General features: G+C 73.6%; 27 protein-coding genes. 19 read left to right on the forward strand and 8 right to left on the reverse strand.

Features of this window, described 5'->3' with window-relative positions; genetic code table 11:
- The first annotated feature begins 144 nt into the window (after positions 1-144).
- The 3 genes from O7604_RS12075 (at position 145) to O7604_RS12085 (ending at position 3,758) form a co-directional block, all read left to right on the forward strand.
- Positions 145-1,437: an ATP-binding protein gene (locus tag O7604_RS12075; protein WP_281579671.1), complete on the forward strand. Its 1,293-nt coding sequence runs from the start codon at positions 145-147 to the stop codon at positions 1,435-1,437.
- Positions 1,438-1,458: 21 nt separating this feature from the next.
- Positions 1,459-2,142 (forward strand): response regulator transcription factor, encoded by a 684-nt coding sequence (locus O7604_RS12080; RefSeq protein ID WP_269703870.1) that lies wholly within the window; start codon positions 1,459-1,461, stop codon positions 2,140-2,142.
- Positions 2,143-3,182: 1,040 nt separating this feature from the next.
- Entirely contained in the window at positions 3,183-3,758 is a 576-nt protein-coding gene (locus O7604_RS12085) for a hypothetical protein (protein ID WP_281579672.1), read from the forward strand.
- 45 nt (positions 3,759-3,803) lie between these two features.
- On the opposite strand, the gene O7604_RS12090 is transcribed toward O7604_RS12085, so the two are convergent.
- The gene (locus O7604_RS12090; protein WP_281579673.1) at positions 3,804-4,610 is read right to left on the reverse strand and encodes a hypothetical protein; all 807 of its coding nucleotides are present in this window, start codon (positions 4,608-4,610) and stop codon (positions 3,804-3,806) included.
- 74 nt (positions 4,611-4,684) lie between these two features.
- On the opposite strand from O7604_RS12090, the gene O7604_RS12095 reads away from it, so the two are divergent.
- Positions 4,685-5,629, forward strand: coding sequence for a Ppx/GppA phosphatase family protein (locus O7604_RS12095; RefSeq protein WP_281579674.1), 945 nt, complete (start codon positions 4,685-4,687; stop codon positions 5,627-5,629).
- 75 nt (positions 5,630-5,704) lie between these two features.
- A complete protein-coding gene (locus O7604_RS12100) occupies positions 5,705-6,511 on the forward strand; it encodes a sugar phosphate isomerase/epimerase (RefSeq protein ID WP_013288771.1) in 807 nt (268 codons plus the stop codon).
- 80 nt (positions 6,512-6,591) lie between these two features.
- Here O7604_RS12100 and O7604_RS12105 read toward each other — a convergent pair whose 3' ends face one another.
- Genes O7604_RS12105 through O7604_RS12115 form a run of 3 tightly spaced genes read right to left on the reverse strand, consistent with a single transcriptional unit; the run spans position 6,592 to position 8,621 of the window.
- Positions 6,592-7,158, reverse strand: a complete 567-nt coding sequence (locus O7604_RS12105) for a CGNR zinc finger domain-containing protein (RefSeq protein ID WP_018787720.1) — start codon at positions 7,156-7,158, stop codon at positions 6,592-6,594.
- Positions 7,159-7,177: 19 nt separating this feature from the next.
- A complete protein-coding gene (locus tag O7604_RS12110; protein WP_269703875.1) occupies positions 7,178-8,344 on the reverse strand; it encodes a glutathionylspermidine synthase family protein in 1,167 nt (388 codons plus the stop codon).
- A 1-nt stretch (position 8,345) separates the two neighbouring features.
- Positions 8,346-8,621 carry a hypothetical protein gene (locus tag O7604_RS12115; protein ID WP_269703876.1) on the reverse strand — a complete coding sequence of 92 codons (276 nt, stop codon included), beginning with the start codon at positions 8,619-8,621 and terminating at the stop codon, positions 8,346-8,348.
- A 119-nt stretch (positions 8,622-8,740) separates the two neighbouring features.
- On the opposite strand from O7604_RS12115, the gene O7604_RS12120 reads away from it, so the two are divergent.
- The gene (locus tag O7604_RS12120) at positions 8,741-9,661 is read left to right on the forward strand and encodes a proline dehydrogenase family protein (protein WP_281579675.1); all 921 of its coding nucleotides are present in this window, start codon (positions 8,741-8,743) and stop codon (positions 9,659-9,661) included.
- A gap of 1 nt (position 9,662) precedes the next feature.
- Here O7604_RS12120 and O7604_RS12125 read toward each other — a convergent pair whose 3' ends face one another.
- Positions 9,663-10,067 (reverse strand): VOC family protein, encoded by a 405-nt coding sequence (locus tag O7604_RS12125; RefSeq protein ID WP_269703878.1) that lies wholly within the window; start codon positions 10,065-10,067, stop codon positions 9,663-9,665.
- Between the two features lie 75 nt (positions 10,068-10,142).
- On the opposite strand from O7604_RS12125, the gene O7604_RS12130 reads away from it, so the two are divergent.
- The 11 genes from O7604_RS12130 to O7604_RS12180 all read left to right on the forward strand — a co-directional run bounded on the left by O7604_RS12130 (position 10,143) and on the right by O7604_RS12180 (position 20,231).
- Positions 10,143-10,937, forward strand: coding sequence for an alpha/beta hydrolase (locus tag O7604_RS12130; protein WP_281579676.1), 795 nt, complete (start codon positions 10,143-10,145; stop codon positions 10,935-10,937).
- Positions 10,930-11,499 (forward strand): TetR-like C-terminal domain-containing protein, encoded by a 570-nt coding sequence (locus tag O7604_RS12135; protein ID WP_269703880.1) that lies wholly within the window; start codon positions 10,930-10,932, stop codon positions 11,497-11,499. The genes O7604_RS12130 and O7604_RS12135 overlap by 8 nt, the downstream gene beginning before the upstream one ends.
- 99 nt (positions 11,500-11,598) lie before the next feature.
- Positions 11,599-11,832 (forward strand): YrdB family protein, encoded by a 234-nt coding sequence (locus tag O7604_RS12140; RefSeq protein WP_281579956.1) that lies wholly within the window; start codon positions 11,599-11,601, stop codon positions 11,830-11,832.
- Positions 11,833-11,947: 115 nt separating this feature from the next.
- Positions 11,948-13,543, forward strand: coding sequence for a hypothetical protein (locus O7604_RS12145; RefSeq protein ID WP_281579677.1), 1,596 nt, complete (start codon positions 11,948-11,950; stop codon positions 13,541-13,543).
- Positions 13,544-13,571: 28 nt separating this feature from the next.
- A complete protein-coding gene (locus O7604_RS12150) occupies positions 13,572-14,969 on the forward strand; it encodes an efflux RND transporter periplasmic adaptor subunit (protein ID WP_281579678.1) in 1,398 nt (465 codons plus the stop codon).
- A complete protein-coding gene (locus O7604_RS12155; RefSeq protein WP_281579679.1) occupies positions 14,966-15,844 on the forward strand; it encodes an ABC transporter ATP-binding protein in 879 nt (292 codons plus the stop codon). The genes O7604_RS12150 and O7604_RS12155 overlap by 4 nt, the downstream gene beginning before the upstream one ends.
- Positions 15,841-17,025, forward strand: coding sequence for an ABC transporter permease (locus O7604_RS12160; protein WP_269703885.1), 1,185 nt, complete (start codon positions 15,841-15,843; stop codon positions 17,023-17,025). The genes O7604_RS12155 and O7604_RS12160 overlap by 4 nt, the downstream gene beginning before the upstream one ends.
- A gap of 250 nt (positions 17,026-17,275) precedes the next feature.
- Positions 17,276-17,485: a helix-turn-helix domain-containing protein gene (locus tag O7604_RS12165; protein ID WP_013288759.1), complete on the forward strand. Its 210-nt coding sequence runs from the start codon at positions 17,276-17,278 to the stop codon at positions 17,483-17,485.
- A gap of 221 nt (positions 17,486-17,706) precedes the next feature.
- The gene (locus O7604_RS12170) at positions 17,707-17,808 is read left to right on the forward strand and encodes an AURKAIP1/COX24 domain-containing protein (RefSeq protein ID WP_007465623.1); all 102 of its coding nucleotides are present in this window, start codon (positions 17,707-17,709) and stop codon (positions 17,806-17,808) included.
- 120 nt (positions 17,809-17,928) lie between these two features.
- Positions 17,929-19,002 carry an NAD-dependent epimerase/dehydratase family protein gene (locus O7604_RS12175; protein WP_281579680.1) on the forward strand — a complete coding sequence of 358 codons (1,074 nt, stop codon included), beginning with the start codon at positions 17,929-17,931 and terminating at the stop codon, positions 19,000-19,002.
- 308 nt (positions 19,003-19,310) lie between these two features.
- A complete protein-coding gene (locus O7604_RS12180) occupies positions 19,311-20,231 on the forward strand; it encodes a lysophospholipid acyltransferase family protein (RefSeq protein ID WP_281579957.1) in 921 nt (306 codons plus the stop codon).
- 6 nt (positions 20,232-20,237) lie between these two features.
- Here the strand turns inward: O7604_RS12180 and O7604_RS12185 are convergent, their stop codons facing one another.
- The 3 genes from O7604_RS12185 to O7604_RS12195 form a co-directional block, all read right to left on the reverse strand.
- The gene (locus tag O7604_RS12185; RefSeq protein WP_269703887.1) at positions 20,238-21,116 is read right to left on the reverse strand and encodes an HAD-IB family hydrolase; all 879 of its coding nucleotides are present in this window, start codon (positions 21,114-21,116) and stop codon (positions 20,238-20,240) included.
- A 112-nt stretch (positions 21,117-21,228) separates the two neighbouring features.
- Entirely contained in the window at positions 21,229-22,089 is an 861-nt protein-coding gene (locus O7604_RS12190; RefSeq protein ID WP_269703888.1) for a DUF5667 domain-containing protein, read from the reverse strand.
- A 285-nt stretch (positions 22,090-22,374) separates the two neighbouring features.
- A complete protein-coding gene (locus tag O7604_RS12195) occupies positions 22,375-23,346 on the reverse strand; it encodes an ECF subfamily RNA polymerase sigma factor, BldN family (protein ID WP_269703889.1) in 972 nt (323 codons plus the stop codon).
- Positions 23,347-23,859: 513 nt separating this feature from the next.
- Between O7604_RS12195 and O7604_RS12200 the strand changes: the two genes are divergently transcribed.
- Together O7604_RS12200 and O7604_RS12205 are read left to right on the forward strand one after the other, a co-directional pair.
- Positions 23,860-25,533, forward strand: coding sequence for an AMP-binding protein (locus O7604_RS12200; protein ID WP_269703890.1), 1,674 nt, complete (start codon positions 23,860-23,862; stop codon positions 25,531-25,533).
- Positions 25,523-25,777, forward strand: a complete 255-nt coding sequence (locus O7604_RS12205; RefSeq protein ID WP_269703891.1) for a glutaredoxin family protein — start codon at positions 25,523-25,525, stop codon at positions 25,775-25,777. Before O7604_RS12200 ends, O7604_RS12205 begins: the two co-directional genes overlap by 11 nt.
- The last annotated feature ends 23 nt before the right edge of the window (positions 25,778-25,800 follow it).

Below are 25,800 nucleotides of genomic sequence, written 5' to 3' on the forward strand. Positions count from 1 at the left end.
GCGCCCCACGCTAGGCCGAACGGTCGGCACCAGGGTGAACGCGGATGAACGACGCGGGGCCCGTAGGTGAACTTTGCCGAAAGCGAGAGTGATTCGTCCCTTTGTGCCCGATCCCTGGGTTAACAATGACCCTACGATCGCCGGGTGGAATGGGCGGTGGCCATCGTGGTGGCCGGAGCGCTGGTGACCGGGCTGGTCGCCGGGGCGCTGCTGTCCGGACGCGTGGACGAATGGCGGCGCCGCCGGGCGTCGCGGGGCGGCGGGACACCCCGTCGTGACGCAGGGAGGCCGACGATTCCGGACGAAGCGCAGGGTGGCCTATCCGGGCTCGGCCGCAAGACGATCGACTCGCTGCGCGCAGGCGTGGTGGTGCTCGACCCGGACGACGTGCCGGTGCTGGTGAACCCGGCCGCCCGGGCGATGGGTCTGCTCCGTACCGGGGCGACGCCGGGGTCGATCGCGGCGCACCCGTTGATCCGTACCCTCGCCGGGCAGGTCCGCCGCACGGGCGTGCGGCGCGAGATCGAGCTGGACCTGCCCCGGGGCCGCGACGGCGGCGGTGACAACCCGCTCGGCGTGCACCTGCGGGCGATGGGGCTGGGCTCCGGCTACATCTCGATCGAAGCAGTAGACGTCACCGAGTCGCACCGTCTCGCGCGGGTACGCCGGGACTTCGTCGCGAACGTCAGCCACGAGCTGAAGACGCCGATCGGCGCACTGCAACTGCTCGCCGAGGCGCTCGTCGACGCCACCGAACCGGCCGCCGGCGGCGCGCCCGACCTGTCCGAGGACCTGGTCGCCGCGCGGCGGTTCGCCGAGCGGATCCAGCACGAGTCGACCCGCCTCGGCCGCCTCGTGCAGGAGCTGCTGGAACTGACCCGCCTCCAGGGCGCCGAACCGCAGCCCGCCCCCGAGCCGGTCTCGGTGGACTGGGTGCTCGCCGAGGTCGTCGACCGCACCCGCACCGCGGCCACCGCGCGCCGGGTGGAGATCGCCGTCGGCGGGCAGCGGGGCCTGACCGTGTACGGCAGCGACAGCCAACTCGCCACCGCTGTGGCGAACCTGGTGGAGAACGCGATCACCTACTCCGGCGAGGACACCACGGTCCGGGTGACGGTCACCGGCACCGAGGAGCACGTCGAGATCGCCGTGGCCGACCAGGGCATCGGCATCGCCCCGAACGAGGTCGATCGGATCTTCGAACGCTTCTACCGCGCCGACCAGGCCCGCTCCCGGGCGACCGGCGGCACCGGCCTGGGCCTGGCCATCGTCAAGCACATCGCCAGCAACCATGGCGGCCGGGTGGAGGTGTCGAGCACCCTTGGTGGGGGGTCGACGTTCACCCTCCGGTTGCCCGCACGCCCCCCGGACGACCTGGAGACGACACTCGCCTCCGCTGGGATCGAGGCCGGCCCGGCCGAGCTCCGGCAGGTCTGACCACAGGAAAGGAAACACCCGTTGAGCCGCGTACTGGTGGTCGAGGACGAGGAGTCGTTCTCCGACGCCCTGTCCTACATGCTCCGCAAGGAGGGTTTCGAGGTCTCCGTCGCCGCGACGGGCACCGCCGCCCTCACCGAGTTCGACCGGACCGGCGCCGACATCGTGCTGCTCGACCTGATGCTGCCGGAGATGTCCGGCACCGAGGTCTGCCGGCAGCTCCGGCAGCGCTCGCACGTGCCGATCATCATGGTCACCGCGCGGGACAGCGAGATCGACAAGGTGGTCGGGCTGGAGATCGGCGCCGACGACTACGTGACCAAGCCGTACTCGCCGCGTGAACTGGTCGCCCGCATCCGGGCGGTGCTGCGCCGGCAGAGCGCCGAGTCGAACGAGACGGGCGCGCCGACGCTCGCCGCCGGCCCGGTCCGGATGGACATCGAACGGCACGTGGTGACAGTCGGCGGTGCCGGGGTGCAGCTTCCGCTCAAGGAGTTCGAGCTGCTGGAGCTGCTGCTGCGCAACGCCGGGCGGGTGCTCACCCGGGGCCAGTTGATCGACCGGGTGTGGGGCGCCGACTACGTGGGCGACACCAAGACGCTGGACGTGCACGTGAAGCGGCTGCGCTCCAAGATCGAGCCGGAGCCGTCCGCGCCGCGCTACATCGTCACGGTCCGCGGCCTGGGCTACAAGTTCGAGCCCTGATCCGCCGCCCGCGTTGAGCCCTTTGCGGCGATCTTGGAGTTGTGGCGCCCAGGATGCCCGCTTTGGCGCCGTTCGTGAGGTGCCACTACTCCAAGATCGCCGACCCCGGGGTTTCTCGCGCGGGGAGTTCTCGGGCCTCGACCCGCCGAGACTCCTTCGCGCACGCGATCTTGCACTTCGGTGCTCCGTAAACCGCGCAAATGGGACGCCCCGAGGGCGCAAACTGCAAGATCGCGTGGGCCGTCGACGGCCGCTGCGCTCCCCGTCCAGCTCACGCCCTGCCCGGTCGCGTCGATCATGAACTTGGCGGTGCTTGGTGTCCGTTTTGTCGCCGCCAACCTCATGATCAACCCTGTGGAGGGGCGCCCAGGGAGGGCTTGTTCGGGTGATCAAGGAGTTTGTGGGCTCAAGGGGGCCGGATGGTGCCGCTAACTCCTTGATCACGGGGTGCCGGGAGGTGCTCGGCGGTCTCGGTGAGGGTTGGGCGGGTGTGGGGTGGGTGTCCGGGTTGGGGGTGGTGGGCGGCACTCTGGTGGCGGAATCGTGGGCGGGTGCCGGGCGTTGTAACCGGGTGAACGACCGAGCACTGGCCGCGCCGCCGAGCTAGGCGGTGCCGGCTGTGGGCACAGGCCCAGGGCCGCGGTCGTTGAGTACGTCTCCGACGGCGTGAGCCGCATGGAAGCTTCCCGCCCGGCTGGTCGTTGACGATGGTTGCGACGACGCGTCAGGGCCCCGGGAATGATGCCGGCCGGCGGGTCGTTGGACACGGTCCGACGACGCGTGAAGGGCCCGGGAATGACCTGGCCGGCCTGGTCGTTGAACACGGCTCCGACGACGTCAACCCCTCGCACCGCATCCCCGGTGGTGGCGTGAGGCGCCCGGGAATGATGCCGGGCCGCAGTTCGTTGGACATGCTTCCGGCGCCGCACAGTGGCACCCCCGTGCCCCCGCGAGCAGCCGAAACCCCCCGAAGACTTTGAGCGCCTGACGGTGCCCACGCATCCCCCCGGGTGCGTTGCCCCCCGAATGGAGCACTTCTGATGAACACGATTCTGCGTAAGAGCGTTCTGGGTATTGCTGGTCTGGCTTTCACCGGTGGCGTGTTCGCCGGCCCCGTCGCCGCCCACGCGGCCGACACCACCCACGCGGCGAAGCCGGTCACGGCGACGGTGCAGGGTGACAAGCTGATCCCGCACGGTGTGCAGGGCGCCCAGTCGCGCATCGAGCTGAACGACGAGCAGACCGCCAACGTGAAGGCGATCATCGCCGCGACGAAGAAGGCCGGCATGGACGAGCGTGCCGCGGTGGTGTCGATCGCGACGGCGCTGCAGGAGTCGAAGCTGGAGAACCTGGGTCACCTGGGTGACCGTAACGACCACGACTCGCAGGGCCTGTTCCAGCAGCGTCCGTCCAGCGGTTGGGGCACGGTGGAGCAGATCACCGACCCCGAGTACTCCACCACCGCGTTCCTCAAGGGCCTGAAGCAGGTCGACGGCTGGCAGGACATGCCGCTGACCAAGGCCGCCCAGACCGTGCAGGTGTCGGCCTACCCGGACCACTACGCCCAGTGGGAACAGCAGGCCGCCGACCTCGTCGCCGAGCACTGGAACAAGTAAGACACAGCGAAAGGCCGGCACCCCGAACCAACGGGGTGCCGGCCTTCACTCGCTTGCCGGGTGCGGGGCGACCTGACCCTGGCGTTGCCGGGCGGCGCACAGTTCGGCCAGCTTCGCGTACGCGGGCGCGCCGATCAGCGCGGTCAGCTCCGGGCCGTACGAGACGTACATCGGCTCGGCGCCGACGTGCGCGTCGGTGGAGGACGTGCACCACCAGTCGAGGTCGTGCCCGCCGGCGCCCCAGCCGCGCCTGTCGAACTCGGCCAGCGTGGAGATCAGCACCTTGGTGTTGTCGGGCCGTTTGTGCCATTCCTGGTCGCGACGTACCGGCAACTGCCAGCAGACGTCCGGCTTGTACTCCAGCGGGTGCACCCCGTCGCGCAGCGCCTGGGCGTGCAGCGCACAGCCGCCCCCACCGGCGAAGTCGGCGTCGTTGAGGAACACGCAGGGGGCGTCCACGTCGCGGGTGGCGGTACGCCGGGCCGGCGTCTTGCCGTCGACCGTGTCGTTCTCGGTCCAGTTCTTGAACCCGCGCCGGAAGTGCTGCCACGTCTCCGGCGTCAGCCGCTTCACCGCTGCGCGGACCCGCTTCTCGTCGTCGGAGTCGGTGAAGAACGCGCCGTGCGAGCAGCACCCGTCGGCGGCCCGCCCGGCGATGATGCCGTGGCAGCCCTGGCCGAAGATGCACGTCCAGCGGGACAGCAGCCAGGTCAGGTCGGCGCGGACGACGTGCTTCGGGTCGGCCGGGTCGGTGAACTCGATCCACTCCCGTGGGAAGTCCAGCCCGACCTCGCGGCTGCGCGGGTCCTCGGGGTCGTCCACCAGCACATGAAGCTCGATCTGCCCTGTCACTCGGACCAGCGTACGCGCGGTGACCCCGCCCGGCCGTCGAGCCGACGAAACGTGTTGGCCCTAGTGTCTTTCCCATGCGACTGGGTGTCCTCGACGTCGGCTCCAACACGGTGCACCTGCTGGTGGTCGACGCCCACCACGGCGCGCATCCCTGGCCGGCGCACTCGGAGAAGGTGGTGCTGCGGCTGGCCGAGCAGATCGGCCCGGACGGCGCGCTCACCGTCGGCGGCGCGGACGGCCTGGTCAAGGCGGTCGGCATGGCCCGGGCGGCGGCGGACGGGCTGGGCGCCGAGGATCTGCTGGCGTTCGCCACGAGCGCGGTCCGCGACGCCACGAACGCCGCCGACGTGCTGGCCCGTGTCCGCGACGAGACGGGCGTACGCCTGGAGGTGCTCTCCGGCGCGGACGAGGCGCGGATGACGTTCCTGGCGGTGCGGCGGTGGTTCGGCTGGTCGGCGGGCCGGTTGCTCGCGATGGACATCGGCGGCGGCTCGCTGGAGCTGGCCGCCGGCATCGACGAGCACCCGGACGTGGCGATCTCGCTGCCGCTCGGGGCAGGACGGCTGAGCCGGGAGCGGCTCGCCGTCGACCCGGCCGGCGCGGCGCCGCCGTCGGCCGAGGCCGTGGAGGAACTGCGGGCGTACGTGGACGCGCAGCTCGACCCGGTGGTCGAGCAGCTGACAGCGGTGGGCTGGGAGCGTCCGGTCGCCACCTCGAAGACGTTCCGCACGCTGGCCCGGCTGGCGGGCGCCGCGCCCTCCGGTGCGGGACTGTGGGCGCGCCGCAGCCTGACGCGTACCGGGCTGCGGCAGGTGCTCGGGTTCATCAGGCACATCCCGCCGGCTCAGCTGCCCGAGCTGGAGGGGGTCAGCGCGCAGCGGGCGCACCAGCTCCTCGCGGGCGTGGTGGTGGCGGAGGCGGTGATGCGCCGCCTCGACGTCGACTGCGTGGACATCTGCCCGTGGGCGCTGCGGGAGGGCGTCATCCTGCGCCGGCTGGATCAGCTCGCGCCGATGTGACCGTACGAGCGCTCTGGGTTGCTTTGCGGTTGCTCGTCCCGATGCTCGCTGGCGCTTGGGGCTACCCTCGGAACTGTGACTTACCGCGTTCCGGTGCTCCTGTCCACGTCCTCGGTCTTTCCCGAACGGACCGCGGCGGCGTTCCAGCTCGCCGCCGAGCTGGGCTACGACGGCATCGAGGTGATGGTCTGGACCGACCCGGTCAGCCAGGACGCGGGCGCGCTGCGCGGCCTCGCCGAGCACTACGGCGTCCCGGTGCTGTCGGTGCACGCCCCCTGCCTGCTCGTCACCCAGCGGGTGTGGAGCCCCGACCCGTGGGAGCGGCTGCGCAAGGCCGCCGAGCTGGCCGAGACGCTGGAGGCGCCGACCGTCGTGGTGCACCCGCCGTTCACCTGGCAGCGTGACTACGCGCGCACCTTCGCCGACGGCCTCGACACCATCGCCGGGCAGTTCGGCGGCCTGCACTTCGGGGTGGAGAACATGTACCCGGTGCGGATGGCCGGGCGGCAGTTCGTCCCGTACGCGCCGGGCTGGGATCCGACCGAGATCGGGTACGCCTCGTACACGCTCGACCTGTCGCACTGCGCGGCGTCGCACACCGACGCGATGGCGATGGCCGACCGGATGGGTTCCGGGCTGGCGCACGTGCACCTGGGCGACGGCACCGGCGAGGGGCGCGACGAGCACCTGGTGCCGGGTCGCGGCGGGCAGCCCTGCGCGGAGATGCTCCGCTCGCTGGCCGGGCGGGGGTTCACCGGCTCGGTAGCGGTGGAGGTGACGACCCGGGGCGCGAAGAGTCGCGCGGTCCGCGAGGCGGACCTGCGGGAGTCGCTGGAGTTCGCCCGGGCGAACCTGACCGCGCCGTCCCCGGTCGACGTCTGACCGGCACGGGCCACCCCGGCTGCTCGCGCACGGATGCGGCGTCGCTTGCGGCGGCGCGGCGTCGGCCCGAGGGCCGGAGGTCAGCTCACCGGGGACAGCGGCTGCGCCGGGACGGCCTGCTCGCCGACCGCTGCCCGCTTGCGCGCCCGGTGCGCCGCCACGTGGGAGCGGGTGGCGCAGCGCTCGGAGCAGAACCGGCGGCAGCAGTTGGACGAGGTGTCCAGGTAGACGTTGCCGCAGCGGTCGTCGGCGCAGACCCCGAAGCGGGCGCTGCCGTACTCGCACAGCCACACCGACAGGCCCCAGACCGCGCCGGCCAGGTATTCCGACGAGACCGATGCGCCCCGGCTGGTCACGTGCATGTGCCAGTCCGAGGAGTCGTGCCCGGAGATGCGCGGCTGCACCGGGAACGCCTCCAGCAGCGCGTTCAACTCCGCCACCGCTTCGTTGTCCCGGCCCGAGGTGCCGTACTCGAAGACGTCCCGGAGGCGCTTCTGCGCCCGCCGGAAGATCGCCAGGTCCCGTTCCGCGACCTCGTCGCGCATCCAGCCCTGCTCGTCCGAGAAGACGGCCCGCAGGCCGTCCAGGTCGTCCAGCCGGGCGTTGACGAGCTCGACCCCGGTCCGGGCGTACGCGTCGAAGTTCACGACACCAACGGTAGACGACTCAGAGCGGACGCGGTGCGTCGATGTAGTGGGGCAGGAACCGCGCGTAACCGTCAGTGATGAGGCTCTCGCTCTCGCGCACGCCGGCGCCGGCCGACTCGCCGTCCACGATCCAGCTGCCGAGCACCGTCCGGTTGCCCTCGAACTCGGGCAACGCGCGGAACTCCTGGAAGCAGAAGCCCTCGTCGCCGTAGATCCCCGGGTTGGTGATCTCCGTGTCGCCGGTCACGATGCGTACCGAGCCGCCCTCCCGGCCAAGCAGCGGCTTGGCCACGTACTCGGTCATGCCGCGCGGCGAGTCCAGGTACGCGGGCAGCAGGTAGTCGTGCCCCGGGTACATCTCCCAGAGCACGGCCAGCAGCGCCTTGTTCGACAGCAGCAGCTTCCAGGCCGGCTCGATCCAGGTGGTGGGGGTGCCCGGGTCCAGCGCCGGGCGCCCGTACGGCTCGGCGAGCATCCACTCCCAGGGGTAGAGCTTGAAGCAGGTGGTGATCGGCCGGTCGTCGGCGTCGACGAAGCGCCGCCCGTCCCAGCCGACCCGCTGGATCGGCATGAGCGTCACGTCCAGCCCGGCCTGGCGGGCGGTCTCGGCGAGGTAGCCGGCGGTGATCTGGTCCTCGCCCGACTCCTCTTCGGAGGACCACAGCACGTGCGCCCGCGGCTCATGCAGCCCGGCGCCGATCTTGGCCCAGGCGCCCACCAGGCGTTCGTGCAGGCTGTTCCACTGGTCCGCGTCCGGCCGGGTGTGCTCCAGCCAGTACCACTGCACGATGCTCGCCTCGACCAGCGCGGTGGGGGTGTCGGCGTTGTACTCCAGCATCTTCGGCGGCCCGCTGCCGTCGTACCAGAGGTCGAACCGGCCGTAGAGCGTCGGCGGGTTCTCCCGCAGCGAGCGGGCGACCGCCTCGGCGGCCCACTCGGGGATGCCGAACTCGGCGTACCGGCGGCGGGCCACCACGTGCTCGGCGGCGGCCACCGACATCCGGTGCAGCTCCTCCGTCGCCTCCTCCAGCCGGAGCACCTCGTCCAGCGTGAACGAGTACGCCGCGGTCTCGTCCCAGTACGACATGATCTCGCCGTCGGGCAGCTCGGTGTCGACGTACACCAGGCCCTGAGCCCGGATGATCTCGTCCCAGCCGGGGCGCGGCGTGCTCGCCTCGCGGCGCACGTCAGCCGCCGCAGGAGGCGAGGTGGGTGCCGAAGCCGCCGCGCTCGGGCAGCGCGGCGGCCGGGGCCGGCTCGCCGCGTGCGGCGGTGACCGGCGCGGGCACGTGCAGGGCCACGGCGACGACGTCGCCGCCCCCGCCGGCCGGGCCGAGCGCGCAGTCGTCATCGTCGTCGTCGTAACCGTTGTTGCAGCCGGAGAGCGCGAGGGCCAGCGCGGTCAGCGCGCCGAGCTGCACGGAGGCCGAGCGGAGCCGGCGCCGGGGGTGTCGTCGATCCACGTGAACGTTGTAGCTGATCCGCGCCAGCCGGGGGTGCCCGGCCCGGTGCCGTGGGACGGAACCGGGCGGGCCTCGGACGCACCCGGCGAGGGCCCGGTGGTGAGCGTTACGCTCGGCTCATGCTCCGTTCCGTCATCCTCGCCGCCTCCCGATCCACCCAGGTGGAGCGGCTCGTCGCGACGGCCCCGTTCACCCGGGACGTCGTCCGCCGGTTCGTCGCCGGCGCCGCCACCGACGACGCGCTGCGCGCCACCCGCGAGCTGGTCGCCGACGGCCAAGCGGTCACCCTCGACTACCTGGGCGAGGACACCACCACCCCGGAGCAGGCGAACGCCACCCGGGACGAGTACCTCAGGCTGCTGAGCCGCCTCGCCGCCGCCGGGCTCACCCCGGCCGCCGAGGTCAGCGTGAAGCTGTCCGCGCTGGGCCAGATGTTCGACGAGCAGCTCGCGTACGACAACGCGCGGGCGATCTGCGCGGCGGCCGACGCGGCGGGCACCACTGTCACGCTGGACATGGAGGACCACACCACCACCGACTCGACGCTGGACATCCTGGCGAAGCTCCGCAAGGACCACCCGTCGACCGGCGCGGTGCTCCAGGCGTACCTGCGGCGGACCGAGTCGGACTGCCGGGAGCTGGCCTCGGCCGGGTCGCGGGTGCGGCTGTGCAAGGGCGCGTACAAGGAGCCGGAGTCGGTGGCGTACCAGTCCGTCCGCGAGGTGGACAAGTCGTACGTGCGCTGCATGAACGTGCTGATGTCCGGTGACGGCTACCCGATGCTCGCCACGCACGACCCGCGGCTGATCGCGATCGGGGAGGACCGGGCGCGCTGGTTCGACCGCGACCCGGGCCGGTTCGAGTTCCAGATGCTCTACGGCATCCGCCCGGAGGAGCAGCAGCGCCTGGTCGGCGAGGGCTACACGGTGCGGACCTACGTCCCGTACGGCGACCAGTGGTACGGCTACCTGATGCGCCGGCTCGCGGAGCGCCCGGCCAACCTGGCGTTCTTCGGCCGCGCGGTGCTGTCGAAGAAGTGAGTCACTCGTTCGACCAGGCCCGGGTGCACAGCACGAGGCGGTAGCCGTCCGGGTCGGTGAACGTGACACCCCACCTGTCCCAGTACGGGCCGGCGGAGACCCTGGTCCCGCCGGCCCGTTCCAGTCTCCGGACCAGGTCGTCGTCGGGCGGGCCGTCGAGGTAGAGCACGAACAGGTCCTCCCCGGTGGGACGCGGCTCGACCGTGAGCGTCGAGCCGCCGACCAGTTCCAGGTGCCAGCCGGCCCCGGGCAGGCCGAGCATCACCAGGTCGTGCTCGTCCGGGTGGTCGCCCTCGCTCCGGTAGAGCACGTCCAGGCCCAGCCCTTGTGTCCAGAACCGTTCGGCGGCGGCGAGGTCGCGGCTCGGGCGGGCGAGACGTACGTGGGTGTCGGCGGTGATCGGCATGCCGGGATCGTGCGACCTCACCTCGGGTTGAGGTCAAGCTTGACCGGCTTGGCTAATGACGTTAGCTTTAAGGCTATGACAGTTAGCCAGGTGGCGCGGGACGGCGGCACGATTGCCTACGAGGTGCACGGGTCGGGACCGCTCGTGGTCCTCGCGCACGGCATGGGGGAGAACCGGGCGGCCTTCCGGCACCTGACGCCCCGGCTGGTCGCGGCCGGCTACCGGGTGGCAGCTGTCGACGTACGCGGGCACGGCGACTCCAGCCCGCACTGGCCCACGTACGCCCCGGAGCACGTCGGCGGCGACCTGCTCGCCGTGGTGCGGGCGCTCGGCGGTGAGCCGGCCACCCTGGTCGGCAGCTCGTCCAGCGCCGCCGCAATCGTCTTCGCCGCCGCCGAGGCGCCCGACCTGGTCAGCGGCATCGTGCAGGTCAGCCCGTTCGTCGGCACGCCCAAGCCGAACCCGCTGATGCGCGTCGCGCAGGCGGCAGTGCTGCGCAGCCCTCGGCTGTTCGGGCTGTTCCACCGCACGCTGTTCCCCTGCGGGCGCCCGGCGGACGACGCCGCGTACCGCAGGGAGATGGTCGCCAAGCTGCGCGGGCGGATGGCCGCCGTGCGCGGTGTCGTCGCACCGGCCGACCCGCACTGGACCGCGCGGGCGCCCGAGGTGCGCCGCCCGGTGCTGGTGCTGATGGGCACGAACGATCCGGACTTCCCCGACCCGGGCGCCGAGGCGCGTGCCGCCCGCCGGCTGTTCGCCGTCGCCGAGGCGCGGATGGTCGCCGACTCCGGGCACTACCCGCACGCCGACCAGCCCGACGCCACCGCCGCCGACCTGGTCGAGTTCCTGGCGGTGACCGCGCGTGCCTAGGGCCGGCCTGACCCCGGCGACTGTCGTGCGGGAGGCCGCCACGCTCGCCGACGAGGTCGGCTACGAAAAGCTGACCCTGGCCGCGCTCGCCGCCCGCCTCGGCGTCGCGCTACCGAGCCTCTACAAGCACGTGCGGGGCGCGGACGCGCTGCACCAGAAGCTCGCCGTGCTCGCCACCGCCGAGATCGCCGACGTGCTCACGGCCGCCGCCGCGGGCCGGGCCGGTGGCGACGCGTTGCGCGCCGTCGCCGCCGCCTACCGGGCGTACGCGCGGCAGCACCCCGGCCGCTACCCGGCCGCCCAGCGGGCGCCCGACCCGGCCGACCCCGACCACCTGGCCGCCGGAGAGCGCGCGGTCGGCGCGGTCCGGGCCATCCTGCTCGGGTACGGCCTCGACGGCGACGCCGCGACCGACGCCATCCGGATGTTCCGGGCCGCCGTGCACGGCTTCGTCGCGCTGGAGGCGGCGGGCGGATTCGGGCTGCCCCGCGACACCGACCGTTCCTTCGACCAGATGATCGCGGGGCTGGACCGCGCCTACCTCTCCTGGGAGGACAGATGACCGCGCTGCTGCTGGGCGTGATCTTCCTGCTGGAGCTGGCCCCTGCTGGGCTCGGCCGGGTACTGGGGCTTCACGCTCGACGCCGGCTGGCCGCTGCGCCTGCTCGCCGGGCTCGGCGCGCCGCTGGTGATCGCCGTGGTGTGGGGACTGTTCTGCTCACCGCGTGCCGCCGTGACGCTGCCCGACCCGGCCAAGCTTGCCGTCCAGGCCGCCTGCTTCCTCACCGGCGGCGTGCTGCTCGCCCTGGCCGGCCACGCGGTACCCGGAGTGGCACTGGTGGCCCTCTGGGCAGTCGACAAGACGGCGTTGACGCTGACCGGCACGCCGATCTGAGAGATCTTGGTACGAACCGGCCCTTTCGAGGGCGCTTTCGTACCAAGATCTCGGGGCACGGCGGAACACGGCGGGACTCTTTCCCGGAACGCCCGATTGGTCGTACCCTTCGCCGGTGACCGACGGCGACGAGCAGCCTCCCGGCCGGACGACGGACGGCGACGAGCCTCGTCCCACCGTCGACGCCGCCGACGTGAGCGCCGACAAGGCGAGCGCCGCCGACACGAGCACCGTCCACGTCAGCGCCGGCGCCGACCGCGCGGCCGACGCGAGCGCTGCCAACCTCAGCGCCGCCGCCGACGCCCGCGCTGACGACACCCACGCCGAAAGCGCCGCCATCTCCGCCGGCGTGGACGCCGCCGTCGACACCATCGCACCGGCACCGGACGCGGTGTTGCCGTACATCGCCGCTGGTCCGGCGCCGTACCCCGTACCCCTGGCGCAGCCGGACCCGGCGCGGGCGGTGCCGAGACGGCGGCGGTGGCCGCTCTGGACCGCGCTCGGACTCGCGCTCGGCCTGGTGGCGGGCGCCGTGCCCGGCGTACTCCTGCGGGAGTCGGCGCCGGACGCGGCCGGGCGGTCGGCCGCGAAGGACGACCCGGGCACGGCGGCGCAGCGGCGGCTCGGCGAGCGGATGCTCGCGCTGCTGGACCGGCAGGCCGCCGCGCTGGTCGGCGCGGACCGGGCGGGCTTCCTCGCGATCGCCGAGCCGGCGGCCCGGCCGGTGCTGAGCCGCCGGTACGCGTCGCTGCGGTCGCTGCGGGTCACGACCTGGCGCTCGACGGCCGACGGGGTGCCGGCGGCGATCGACGGAAAGCCGGGGGAGTGGCGGCTGGCGGTGACCGTCGGCTACTGCTTCGTGGTGCGGGACTGCGCGCCGAGCACTGTGGAGCTGGGCACGCGCTGGCGGCTGGTGGGGGAGGAACCCCGGCTGACCGCCGTGGAGCCGTCCTCGACGGACCCGGCGGGCGTGCGCCCGTGGCAGGTGAACGACCTCGCCGTGGCGGTCGGCAAGCGGGTCGTGGTGGCCACCACGCCGGCCCAGCGGCGCAAGCTGCCCGGCCTGCTCGCCCAGGCCGAGACCGCCGCCCAGGCCGCGGACCGGTACGCGATCGGCGGCCGGCCGCCGGACCGGTATCTCGTTTACTACGCCGGGAAGGGCGAGTGGCAGCGCTGGTACGGCGGCGGGCGGCCGAAGTGGACCGCCGGGTACGCGGTGGGCGTCGGTGGTGGGCGCCACGACGTGGTGCTCAACGCGCAGATCCTCACCCCGACGGGCATCGACGACCTGCTCCGGCACGAGCTGACCCATGCCGCCTCGCTGCCCGACCGGGGCTACGCCGACCGCGCGGACTGGTGGCTGGTGGAAGGGCTGGCCGAGTACGCCGGTGCCGACGGGCAACCCGTGCACCGCTACGACGGACTGGCCGAGGTGCGGGACCTGCTGCGCGGCGGGTGGTCGGGGCGGCTGGACGCGGTGGCTCCCGCCGACGACGCGAGCGACGACCGGGTCGGCGGTGCCTATGGCGTCGGCTACCTGGCCGTACGCCATCTGGTCGACAGGTACGGCGAGCAGCGGATGCTGGACTTCTACCGGGCCGTGGTGCACGAGCGGCGGTCACCGGAGCAGGCCGCCGACGAGGTGTTCGGCGACCCGTGGTCGATGCTGCACGACGACTGCGTCGCCTACGTCCGGGCCGTCGTCGGCTGAACGTCGACGCCTGTCGACGGGTCGTAGCATGGGCCGGGTGGCCCGCACTCCCTCGCCGCGGCTGCCCGCGGCCCGCCGCCCCCGTCTCGTCACCGCAGTGCTCGCCGTCGTCGCGCTGACCGGCACGACCGCCGCGTCCTGCGGCGACGACGCCCCGGCGGTCACCGTCGCCGAGGTGGGCCGCGCGCCGGTGAGCGAGGTGATCGACGCTCCGGCCACCGTGACCGCGCGCGCCGCGGCCACCCTCACCGCGCCCGCCGACGGCACGCTCGCCCGCCTGCGGGTGCAGCCGGGACAGCGGGTGACCCGGGGGCAGGTGCTCGCGGTGATCGACTCGCCGTCGGCCCGGGACCGCCTGGAGAAGGCGCGGGACGCGTTGCGCGCGGCGAAGCGGGCCGGGCGGGGCGCCGGCACGGGCGACCTGGGCGGCAGCCGCCGCGGCACCGACCGGGCCGCCGACGAGGCGTTCGCCGCCGCCCGCGCCGCCGCCGGCAAGGTCGGCGATCCGCAGGTACGTGCCGCGCTGCTGCTCCAGGTCCAGTCGGCGCAGCGGCAGTACGAGTCCGCCGCGCGCGCCGCCGACCGGGCGGTCGCCCAGGTGCAGCGCGGGGTCGCCGGTCTGAACAGCGCCGTCGGCGCGCTGTCGTCCGCGCAACGACTCCAGGCCCAGCAGGCGTACGACCTGGCGAAGGCGACTGTGGACGCGCTGACGTTGCGCGCGCCGATCGCCGGTGTGGTGCAGCCGGGCGGCACCCGGTCGGCGGCGCCGGCCGACCTGGCCGGGCTGCTGGGTGCGGCGGGTGGCGGGGCGGTGCCCGGTCTCGACCCGTCCGCGCTGGGCGGTGGTGGGCAGGGCGGCCCGCCGCCGGGTGTCGACGACGCGATCCCGGCTGGTGGCCGGGTCACCGCCGGCACGCCGGTGCTCACAGTGGTGGATGTCGGCCGGCTCGGCCTGCTCGCCGAGGTGGACGAGACCGACGTGTTGCTGGTCCGGGCCGGGGTGCCCGCGTCGGTCGAGCTGGACGCGGTGACCGGCGCGACGTACGACGCCACGGTTCGCTCGGTCGACGTGCTGCCCACCAGCTCGGCGCGGGGCGGCGTCACCTACCGGGTCCGGCTCGACCTCGGCGCCGGGCGGATGGGTGAGGCCGAGCCGGCCCCGGCGCCGCGGCCGGGCATGAACGCGGTGGTACGGCTGCGGGTGCGGGAGGCCGCCGACGCGGTGGCGGTGCCGGCGTCGGCGGTGTTCTCCGCCGACGGGCGGGACGCCGTCTGGGTGCTGCGTGACGGCCGGGCCGACCGGGTTCCGGTGACTGTGGGCGTGCAGGGGCAGGACCTGGTGCAGATCGTCGACGGCGTACGAGCCGGTGACCGGGTCGTGGTGCGCGGGGCCGACCAGGTGCGCGACGGCCAGGAACTCCCGTGACCGTACCGGCGGTCGAGGCGGTCGACGTCTGGCGCACGTACGAGCTGGACGGGGTCTCGGTGTCCGCGCTGCGCGGGGTGTCGCTCACCATCGACCAGGGCGAGTACGTGGCGGTGATCGGCCCGTCCGGCTCCGGCAAGTCGACGCTGATGCACCTGCTCGGCGGGCTGGACCGGCCCAGCGGCGGCCGGCTGGTGATCGGCGGGCGGGACGTGACCACGATGACCGCGCCGGAGCTGGCGACGCTGCGCAACGAGACCATCGGCTTCGTGTTCCAGGCGTTCCACCTGCTGGCCCGTACGTCGGCTGTGGACAACGTGGCGTTGCCGCTCGTCTACCGGGGTGTCGGGGCGCGGCAGCGGCGGGAGCGGGCGGCGGCGATGCTGGGCCGGGTCGGGCTCGGCCACCGGCTGCACCACCGGCCCAACCAGCTCTCCGGCGGCGAGCAGCAGCGGGTGGCGATCGCGCGGGCGCTGGTGACCGAACCGGCGGTGCTGCTCGCCGACGAGCCGACCGGCAACCTGGACAGCGCCACCGGCGAGGCGGTGCTGGAACTGCTGGAACAGCTGAACGCCGAGTCGGGGGTGGCGCTGGTGATGGTGACCCACGACCAGGAGGTGGCCGCCCGGGCACACCGGCGCATCGCGGTACGGGACGGGCTGATCCGGTCCGACAGCCTTCATGATCGACCGCCGTCGGACGGTTCCGGCGTACCTGCGACACTGGACCCCGCTCCCAGCGCGGAGCCCCGGTCCGCGTCCGGAAGCGGCCCGGGGCACCCGCCCGGTGGCTCCGGTGGCGCCACCGGAGCCACCGGGCGCCTTCCGCGGGCCGAGGAGCGCCGACTGCCGCAGGACCTCGGGGACGCCGGATGAGGCTGGCCGAGGCGTGGCGGGTGGCGTCGGACGCGCTGCGGGCCAACCGGATGCGCAGCCTGCTGACCATGCTCGGGGTGATCATCGGGGTGGCCTCGGTGGTGATCCTGGTGGCCATCGGCACCGGCACGAAACAGCAGGTCGAGCAGCAGGTCGAAGGGCTCGGCTCGAACCTGCTGCTGGTGGTGCCGGGCCGGATCGAGGTGGGCAACGCGCCGGTGGTCTCGCCGCTGGACCTCAGCGACGCCGACGCCGTCTCCCGGGTGGTCGGCGACCCCGGCCGGGTCGCCGTCACGGTGGCCTCCGGCGCGACCGCCCGGGCCGGCAACCGGTCCGACTTCACCACGGTGCAGGGCGTCCTGGAGACCACCCCGTCGGTGTTCACCAGATCGCTGTCGCGGGGCCGCTACCTGACCGGGGCGGACGTGGACACCAGCCGCCGGGTGGCGGTGCTCGGCGACTCGGTGGCCCGGGCGCTCTTTCCCGACCGTGACCCGCTCGGCCAGCAGGTCACGCTGGCCGGCGTCCGGTTCCGGGTGATCGGCGTCTTCGCCCCGCTCGGGCAGAGCCTCGGCGTGGACCGGGACGACGAGGTGCACGTACCGGTGACAGCGGCGCAACGGCTCTGGGGCACGCAGCGCATCGACGGCATCGCGGTCAAGGCGCCGGACCGGGAGCGGATCGACGAACTCGGCGACCGGATCGTCGCGGAGCTGTCCCGCCGGCACCCGGACACCGAGTTCAGCGCCGTCACCCAGCGGCAGATCCTCGGCGTGCTCGGCGACATCCTGGGCGTGCTCACCGGCGTGCTGGCCGCCATCGCGGGCATCTCGCTGCTGGTCGGCGGCGTCGGCGTCTCCAACATCATGCTCGTCTCGGTACGCGAGCGGACCCGCGAGATCGGGCTGCGCAAGGCGGTCGGTGCCCGCCCCCGCGACATCGGCGTGCAGTTCCTGCTGGAGGCGGTGCTGCTCACCTCGGTCGGCGGCCTGGCCGGGATGGCGCTGGGCGTGGGCACCGCGCTGCTCGTGGACGCGTTCTCGCCGATCCCGGCGGCGATCACCTGGTGGTCGCTGGCGCTGGCGTTCGGCGTCTCCGCGGCGGTCGGCATCGTCTTCGGCGTGGTGCCGGCGCAGCGGGCCGGACGGCTCGACCCGGTGGTGGCGCTGCGCGCCGAGTAGGGGGTGGCGTCGTGTGCTGAGTAGGTGGTGACGCTGCGCGCCGGGCAGCCGGATCGGACGAGACACCCGTCCGGGCGAAAAAGCCCTGGCAGACATCGGGTGAACGGCTGCCTCGCCATGATCAAAGGGTGGAAGGGATCGCGCAGGTCACAGCCGTCCCGCTACCGTACTGGTTACACGCGCGTCGCTCGTCGAGGCGGGAGCACCTGCCCGGTGACACGCGCCGGGCACGGGAATGGGTCGGTGAGCCATGGCCGGGTCGCAGTCCGACGCACGGCTGTCGGATGTCAGGTTCCTGACCGTCGCCGAGGTGGCGACGGTCATGCGGGTCTCCAAGATGACCGTCTACCGCCTCGTGCACAGCGGTGAGCTCACCGCGGTACGGGTCGGCCGGTCGTTCCGGGTGCCCGAGCACGCCGTGCACGAATACCTCCGGGGCGCCTTCCAGGAGTCCGCCTGAGCACTCGTCGGCCCGGTCCGCCGAGTACGACGAAAAGGGGCATCGACGGGGGCGCGTTGGTCCTGCTGACGCACTCCGGTTAGGCTGGACCACGACCGTGACCGCTCTCTGGTGTGCCCTGCCCACCACGCTGGTCCGGTCCGTTGTCCGCAAGCGGTCACGGCGCCACCCGCGGTGGTGCCGTCCGGTCCGCCCCGCACGTTGCATCGAAAGGCTGTCGTATGGGCTCGGTGGTCAAGAAGCGCCGCAAGCGCATGGCTAAGAAGAAGCACCGCAAGCTGCTGCGCAAGACCCGCGTCCAGCGTCGCCGTCTCGGCAAGTGACCGGGGCCGGGCACTGGCCCGGCACCCGGCACCACTTGCCAACTGTCGACCCTCGGAGGCTCAGGTGATCAGGCCGCGGACGTCCCGGCTCGATCTCGCCTGCCGCGCAAGGCGCACGACATGACCCCCGGTGACACCTCCGGTGCCCCGGGGGTCGTCGTCGTCACCGGGGTCGGCCGCTGGCTGGGCGCCCACGTGGCCGCCCGGCTCGCCGCCGACGAGCGGATCGAACGCGTCATCGGGGTCGATCCGGCACCGCCCAACCCCGAGCTGACCGACCTGCTCTTCGACGTCGAACGCATCCGCCTGGACCTCGACTCGCTCGGCGGCCTCCTGCTCGACCTCGACGTCGACACGGTGGTGCACCTGGCGCTCGTCTCCGCCCCCGACCCGCAGCAGGGCGGCCGGGCGGGGATGAAGGAACAGAACGTCATCGGCACCATGCAGCTGCTCGCCGCCGCGCAGCGCGCGCCCCGGCTGCGCAAGCTCGTGGTCCGCTCGTCCACCGCCGCGTACGGGGTGTCGTTCCGCGATCCGGCCGTCTTCACCGAGGAGACCGAGCCGCGCGAGGTGCCGCGCGGCGGTTTCGGCCGCGACATCCTCGACATCGAGGGGTACGTCCGCGGGTTCCGCCGCCGCCGGCCCGACGTCACCGCGACGGTGCTGCGTTTCGCGCCGTTCATCGGGTACGCCGCCGACACCACGCTCACCCGCTACTTCTCCCAGCCGGTCGTGCCCACCGTCTTCGGTCGCGACCCGCGCCTGCAGTTCGTGCACTTCGACGACGCGCTGGAGGTGCTGCACCGGTCGGTCGCCGAGGACCACCCGGGCACCTACAACGTCGCCGGGCCCGGGGTGCTGTCGCTGTCGCAGGCGATCCGCCGGGCCGGCCGGGTGGCGGTGCCGGTGCTCGAACCGGGCCTGGCCGGGGTGGCGGCGGTCGCCCGCAGTCTGGGCTTCGGCCGGTACGGCTTGGACCAGGTGGACCTCTTCGTGCACGGTCGGGTGGTGGACACCAGCCGACTGGAGCGGGAGTACGGCTTCACGCCCCGCTCGACCGCCGCCGCGTTCGAGGACTTCATCCGCGCCCACCACGGCGGCGTCGTGGTCACCCGCGATCAGCTCGCCGCCGCCGAGCAGTTGGTGCTGGAGAGCATCCGGCAGGTCCGCTCGACCGTGCGGGAGCGCTCGTGAGCAGCTCGGAGGAGCGGCGCGACGCGCGCTACGACGTACCGCTGGGTGTGCCGGACCCGGACGCGGAGCCGGCGCGGCGCAACGGGCACCGCCGGGTGACCGCGCCGTCCGCCCGCCCCGCGGCGGCAGCGGACCCGGTCGACGAGCCGGACACCTCCGCCGACGAGCCCGGCGCGGCGGCCGAGCCGGGCGTTCCGGGCCTGGCCACGCCCCACCAGCCGGTCAGGAAGACGGTCGCCAAGAAGGCCGTCGCAAAGAAGGCCGTCACCAAGAAGACGGTCGCCAAGAAGGCCGTCGCCAAGAAGGCGATGGCTGAGCCGACGGCCGGGAGCACGCCGGCCGGCGAGACGCAGAACCCCGCCGGGCCGGCGGTGGCCGACCGGCCGGGGGACCACTGGGACCGCAAGGTGGCCCAGGGGCTGGCGTTCCTGCGGCGTCGGCTCGCCGGTGACTACGAGGTCGACGAGTTCGGTTTCGACCCCGACCTGACCGACGCCGTGGTCCACCCGCTGGTCCGGCTGCTCTATCGGGACTGGTTCCGCACCGAGGTCACCGGCATCGAGCACGTGCCCGACGTGGGGGCCGGTCTCGTCGTCGGCAACCACTCCGGCACCGTGGCGCTCGACGCGCTGATCCTCTCCACCGCGCTGCACGACCGGCACCCGGCGCACCGCTACCTGCGGCTGCTCGGCGCCGACCTGGTCTTCCGGATGCCCGTCGTGTCCGAGATAGCCCGCAAGACCGGCGGCACCGTCGCGTGCAGCCCGGACGCGGAACGGCTGCTGGGCAACGGGGAACTGGTGGGCGTGTTCCCGGAGGGCTTCAAGGGGGTCGGCAAGCTCTACTCCGACCGGTACAAGCTCCAGCGCTTCGGCCGGGGCGGGTTCGTCTCCGCCGCGCTGCGCACCGGTACGCCGATCGTGCCGGTGGCGATCGTCGGCGGCGAGGAGATCTATCCGATGCTCGCCGACATCAAGCCGCTGGCCCGGCTGCTCAAACTGCCGTACTTCCCGGTCACGCCGACGTTCCCCTGGCTCGGGCCGCTGGGCATGGTGCCGCTGCCGAGCAAGTGGCTGATCGAGTTCTGCCCGCCGATCCCGACCGCGCACCTGCGTGACTCCGCGGACGACCCGCTGGTGGTGTTCAACCTCGCCGACCAGGTGCGGGAGACGATCCAGCAGACGCTGCACAAGCTGCTCGAACGCCGCCCCGACCCGTTCGGTCCCTGAGCCGGTTCAGGCGTCGCGGTGGCGGCGCCGGTGCAGCGCCAGGCCGGCGGTGACCGCGCCGGCGAGCAGCCCGGCGGCCGCGGTGGAGGGCACGGCGATGCGCGCGGCCCGGCGCCCGGTGCGGAAGTCGCGCACGTCCCAGCCCCGCTCGCGGGCCTGCCGCAGCAGCGCCGGATCGGGGTTCACGGCCACCGCGCGGCCGACCGCGCACAGCATCGGCAGGTCGTTCGCCGAGTCGCTGTAGGCCGCGCAGCGGGACAGGTCAAGCCCTTCCACGGCGGCGAGCTGGGTGACCGCCTCGGCCTTCGCCGGACCGTGCATCAGGTCGCCGACCAGCCGCCCGGTGTACGCGCCGTCGACCACCTCGGCCACAGTGCCGATCGCACCGGTCAGGCCGAGCCGGGCCGCGATCACCCGGCCGATCTCCACCGGGGCGGCGCTGACCAGCCAGACCCGCTCGCCCGCGTCGAGGTGACGCTGCGCCAGGCGACGGGTGCCGGCCCAGATGCGCGGCGCCATCAGCTCGTCGAAGATCTCGTCGGCCAGGCGTTCCATGTCGTCGACGCGCCAGCCCTGGACGAAGGCGAGCGCGGCCTCCTTGGCCTGCGACATGTCGCCCGCGTGCTCGGTGGCGAGGAGCCGGAACCGCGCCTGCTGCCAGGCGAACCGGGCCAGGTCACCGGTGGTGAAGTACTTCCGGGCGGCCAGCCCGCGGGCGAACCAGTAGATCGAGGCGCCCTGCATCATCGTGTTGTCCACGTCGAAGAACGCAGCGGCGGTGGGATCGGGCGCGACTGTGGTCGCCGGTGCCGACGGGGTCTCCGACCAGCCCGCGGTGTGCCCGTGGGCGTCGGTGCTGACGGTCACCTTCCGGCTTCCGGCCACGGCGACCTCCCTGCCTCGACGACGGCCCACGCACTCCGCGTCGAGCGTATCCGGCACGGTGTGACGGCCGGGTGTCCGCCGGGAGAAGTGTGGTGCGGTACGCGTCCGCCGCTCAGCGGTCGGCCGGGCAGGTGGCCGGAGCCGGCCCGAGCATGTCGCTGGCCTGCGGCGCGGGCAGCCCGCAGGCGATCGCCTCGCGGAGCGCGTCGGCGCGCTTGCCGGCCGCGTCGAGCAGGGCCAGCGAGCGGCGGGTGCGGTCCCGGTCGGCGTGGTCGGGCCGGTCCAGCAGGCCGCTGACCACCCGGCGCTGGCCGGCCAGGAACGTGTCCACCGCGTCCAGCGCCGCCGGGTCGGAGCGCTGCGCGGCGACGGTGGTCAGCAGGCGTACGCCCTGGCGGGTGTCCGCGTCCATGTCGTCGAGGACGGCGCTGAAGCCGAGCCGGTCGTCGCGGACCGAGGCAGCCTCGTCGAGGCGGGTGCGGGCGAAGGCGAGGAAGAGCTGCCCACGGCTGATGTCCGAGCTGGTGAGCGCGAGCTGGGCGCGCTCGGTGGAGCGCTTCATGCCGTACAGGGCGTCACCGGGCAGCGCGTTCTCGCTGGCGGCGGAGATGCCGGAGAGGGCGACCGCACCGGCGGCCACGCCGACCAGGATCGCGCCCCGGGCCCGCGCCCGGCGGCCGGTGATGGCGGGCAGCAGCGCGCCGCGTACCCCGCTCGTCGTGGTGGCCTTGGCCGGCGTCCCGACGCCCTCGCGTTCGGCGGTGGCCACGAGCATCGCCCGCAGGCCGGTACGGAACTCGGCGTCCACCTCGACGTCGGGCCGCTCGGCGGTGAGCCGGCGGCTCACCTCGACGAGCGCGGTGAGTTCACCGTCCGCCTTGGACCGGACGTGGTGCCGGCGTCCGCCGTTGGCCTCGTCGAGGAGTTGCGCGAAGCGCTCGGCTCGCCGACGGGAGAAGAGGTCGCTGTCCACCGCGGGCACCCCCTCTCGCTGGTCACGGCCGGGCGGCCGTCGTCGTCACCAGCGACCGGTGGCAGCGTGTGGCCCAGGGCCGACCGGAGCGGCCGACCTGACCCGCCGGACCGGGTGGCCCGGGGGACGCCGGGACAACCACTGGTCGCACCCGGAGAAACGGACCGCGCCGGTCGCCGGTTACGGCTGGGGCGGCGGCGAAATCACCGGGAGTGAGGGGCGGGCGGGGGTACGTCGGGCATGCGACACCGTCCGGCGTGCGTGCGCCGGCCGGGTCGGGATCGGTCAGGAGTGGAAGCCGTCGGGCAGCAGCCGGGCCAGCGCCCGGACGGCGCGGTACTGCAGAGCCTTGATGGCGCCCTCGTTCTTGCCCATGGCGCGGGCCGTCTCGGCCACCGAGAAGCCCTGGAGGAACCGCAGCACGATGCACTCCTGCTGCTCCGGGTTGAGCTGCTTGACGGCGGTGAGCAGGGCGACGTTCGTGATGTGCTCCACCACCGCCGCCTCGGGGCTGCCCTCCGGCCCGCGGTCCTCCCGGTCGGCGTCCAGGACGTCACCGGTGGTGACCTCCAGCCGGTAGCGCCCGGACTTGAAGTGGTCGGCGACCAGGTTGCGGGCGATGGTGACCAGCCAGGCGCCGAGGTCGCGCCCCTGCCAGGTGAAGCTGCCGATCCGCTTGAGCGCCCGCAGGAACGTGTCGGAGGTGAGGTCCTCGGCGAGCTGGCGGTTGCCGACCCGGAAGTAGACGAACCGGAAGACGGTGTCCACGTACCGGTCGTAGATCAGCCCGAACGCCTCGGACTCGCCGGCCTGCGCGCGCTCGACCAGCGTCCACACCTCGGTGGCCGGGTCGGACGGGTCGGGGCGGCTGGGGAAGCCGGTGGCGGGCGCGGCGGCCGGTACGGCGGGCAGGACGGCGGTGTCGCCGGTGGTCACCGCCGGCAGGATCGCGGTCTCGGCGGCGGACGGCTCACCACCGGTCGCCGTGTCGCCGCGCCGCGCCTGGGCGGGCATGGTCGGGCGGGTCGGGCTGCCCAGTCGGCCGGTCGCGGGCTTCGCGTTGCCCCCGGGAGTCGCGGGGCGGGGCGGCGCCTCGTTCGTGTGGTGCGCGCGGCTGCGTACCCGTCGCCCGTCGCCGCGTACCGCGAGCTGGCCGTCGGTGCCCCGGGTGCCCGGGTCCGCGCGCTCGTTGAGCGGGTTGCGCTGGGTCGGGCCGGTGACGCCGGCCGGTCGTTCGGCGTAACCGAAGGTGGTCACCGCGCCTCCCCGGGCCGGACGGACAGTGACCGCGCCGCGCGCCGTAATGGCGCCGGTGGACCGGGTGGGACCCGGTCGGGCACGGCCGGGTCGGGACGTGCCGACGGGCGGCAGATCCCCTTGAGGTGCTGGTCCAATGCGCTCACGGGCACGGGGGCCTCCTCGGGCTGAGGGGTGTCGACTCACGGCAAATGGGGTGAGCCGACCCGAGTGATGATAGGGCCAACGTCACCCACGCGTGGCAAGTCCGTTACACAGAGCGGAAGTATTTCCCGCCAGGTCGCACACATGGCGGACCGGTTGTCCGTCGCGTGTGGTTGACTTTCGCGCCGGAACCTGTTCCGCAGTGGAAAGTCCTGGTCGGAGCCGATTTTCTTTTCGCTCGGCGTGTCGCGGAGACGGTGCGGCCGAGTCACTTCGGGCTGCCCGCGCGGACACCGGTGGAGATCCTCATCCCGTGGCTAGGAATCCCACCCTACGGCAATTGCAGTCCCGTGCGGCGGACCCGGCGCCGTGTCCGGGCATGGCCCGGCGGACGCCGCTGTGCCAGACTCAGCCACCGTGCAGGACGCCGCCGAAAGCTCCGCGCCGAACCTCGCCGACCGGCTCCGCCACGCCGCCGCGCAGCGGGGCGACCGGGCCGCGCTGCACTGGCGCGACCGGACGCTGACCTGGTCCGAGCTGGACGACGCGGCCACCGCCACCGCCCGCGCGCTGCTCGCCGACGCGCCACCTGCCGACGGCGGCCACCCGCCCCGGGTGGCGATCGCGTTCGGCAACACCCCGGACTTCGTGGTCACCTACCTCGCCGCGCTCCGGGCCGGCCTGGTGGCCGTACCGGTCAACCCGGCGCTGACCGCCCGTGAGCTGCGGCACGTGCTCACCGACTCCGGCGCGACGGTGCTGGTCGGCGCGCCCGAGGTGACCGCCCGGGTGGACCGCGCCGAGCTGCCCGCACTACGCGCCGTGCACACCGCGCCGCCGGTGACCGGCGCCGCCGGGCCGGACGGGTTCCCGGCCCGCGCCGGCGACGACCTCGCCGTCCTGCTCTACACCTCCGGCACCGAGGGGCGGCCCAAGGGCGCGATGCTGTCGCACCGGGCCCTCGCCGCCAACCACGACCAGGTCGACCGCATCGAACCACCCGTGGTCGGCGCCGACGACGTCGTGCTGCTCGCCCTACCGCTGTTCCACGCGTACGGGCTGAACTCCGTGCTCGGCGCCGTCGTGCGGCACGGCGCGACAGGTGTGCTCGTCGACGAGATCGGCCCGGCCGGAGCGCTGGACGAGATCGCCCGGCACCGGGTCACCGTGCTGGTCGGCGTACCGTCGATGTTCCTGACCTGGACCGAGGCGGACCGGGACCCGGCCGCGGCGCTGGCCTCGGTGCGCGTCGCGGTGTGCGGCGCGGCGCCGCTGCCCCTCGCGGCCGGCGCGCGCTTCACCGAGCTGACCGGGCACCCGGTGCACGTCGGCTACGGGCTCACCGAGACCGCGCCGGTGCTCACCTCGACGCTCGTCGGCGGCGAGCCGAAACCCGGGTCGATCGGCCGCCCGCTGCCCGGCGTCGGGCTGCGTCTGGTCGGCTCCGACGGCACCGAGCTGTGGCGCGACGGGGCACCCGCCGACGCCCCCGACGAGGACGAGATGGACCTCTCCGACGATCCGGCCGGCACCGACCCCGGACAGATCGTGGTACGCGGACCGAACCTGTTCGCCGGTTACTGGCCGGACGGGCGGGGCGGGCCGGACCCGGACGGCTGGTGGGGCACCGGCGACGTGGCGTACGCCGACGACGACGGCGACCTGTTCCTGGTCGACCGGCTCGGCGAGCTGATCCTCGTCAACGGCTTCAACGTCTACCCGCACGAGGTGGAGCTGGTGCTCCAGGCGCACCCCGGCGTGGCCGAGTCGGCGGTCCTCGGCGTGCCGCACCCGCGGACCGGCGAGACTGTGCGGGCGTACGTGGTCCGGGCCGCCGGCTCGTCGGTGACGGCGGAGGAGCTGCTCGCCCACTGCGCGCGTAACCTGGCCCGGTTCAAGTGCCCGACCGACGTCGAGTTCGTCGACAGCCTGCCGTACTCGGCGATCGGGAAGGTCCGCAAGACCGAGCTGCGCCCGGCACCCGTGGTGCCGTCGCCGGCGCCGCCGACCGAGATCCGCACGGAGGTACCCGATGTCCAGTGACCCGAGGCTCATCCTGATCACGCGGCCCGGCTGCCACCTGTGCGACGACGCGAAGGCCGCGCTCGACCGGGTGGTGGCGGTCACCGGCGACCGGTGGGTGGAGCGCGACGTCACCGGCGACGTGGAGATGGAGCGCGACTACGGCGACCGGCTGCCGGTCGTCCTGCTCGACGGCAAGGAGCACGGCTACTGGCGGGTCGAGGAGGACCGGCTGCTGCGCGATCTGACCACGCCGCAGCTCTAGCCTTAGAGTGCTCGGGTGACGGG

Source organism: Micromonospora sp. WMMA1947 (assembly GCF_027497355.1).
Taxonomy (GTDB): Bacteria; Actinomycetota; Actinomycetes; order Mycobacteriales; family Micromonosporaceae; genus Micromonospora.

Bases quoted from the DNA above. Each gene is read 5' to 3' on its own strand.
- O7604_RS12160 (WP_269703885.1), top strand. From the start codon at position 15,841: ATGAGGCTGGCCGAGGCGTGGCGGGTGGCGTCGGACGCGCTGCGGGCC.
- O7604_RS12095 (WP_281579674.1), top strand. From the start codon at position 4,685: ATGCGACTGGGTGTCCTCGACGTCGGCTCCAACACGGTGCACCTGCTG.
- O7604_RS12175 (WP_281579680.1), top strand. From the start codon at position 17,929: ATGACCCCCGGTGACACCTCCGGTGCCCCGGGGGTCGTCGTCGTCACC.
- O7604_RS12125 (WP_269703878.1), bottom strand. From the start codon at position 10,067: ATGCCGATCACCGCCGACACCCACGTACGTCTCGCCCGCCCGAGCCGC.
- O7604_RS12165 (WP_013288759.1), top strand. From the start codon at position 17,276: ATGGCCGGGTCGCAGTCCGACGCACGGCTGTCGGATGTCAGGTTCCTG.
- O7604_RS12130 (WP_281579676.1), top strand. From the start codon at position 10,143: ATGACAGTTAGCCAGGTGGCGCGGGACGGCGGCACGATTGCCTACGAG.
- O7604_RS12170 (WP_007465623.1), top strand. From the start codon at position 17,707: ATGGGCTCGGTGGTCAAGAAGCGCCGCAAGCGCATGGCTAAGAAGAAG.
- O7604_RS12180 (WP_281579957.1), top strand. From the start codon at position 19,311: ATGGCTGAGCCGACGGCCGGGAGCACGCCGGCCGGCGAGACGCAGAAC.
- O7604_RS12120 (WP_281579675.1), top strand. From the start codon at position 8,741: ATGCTCCGTTCCGTCATCCTCGCCGCCTCCCGATCCACCCAGGTGGAG.
- O7604_RS12205 (WP_269703891.1), top strand. From the start codon at position 25,523: ATGTCCAGTGACCCGAGGCTCATCCTGATCACGCGGCCCGGCTGCCAC.
- O7604_RS12150 (WP_281579678.1), top strand. From the start codon at position 13,572: ATGGGCCGGGTGGCCCGCACTCCCTCGCCGCGGCTGCCCGCGGCCCGC.
- O7604_RS12085 (WP_281579672.1), top strand. From the start codon at position 3,183: ATGAACACGATTCTGCGTAAGAGCGTTCTGGGTATTGCTGGTCTGGCT.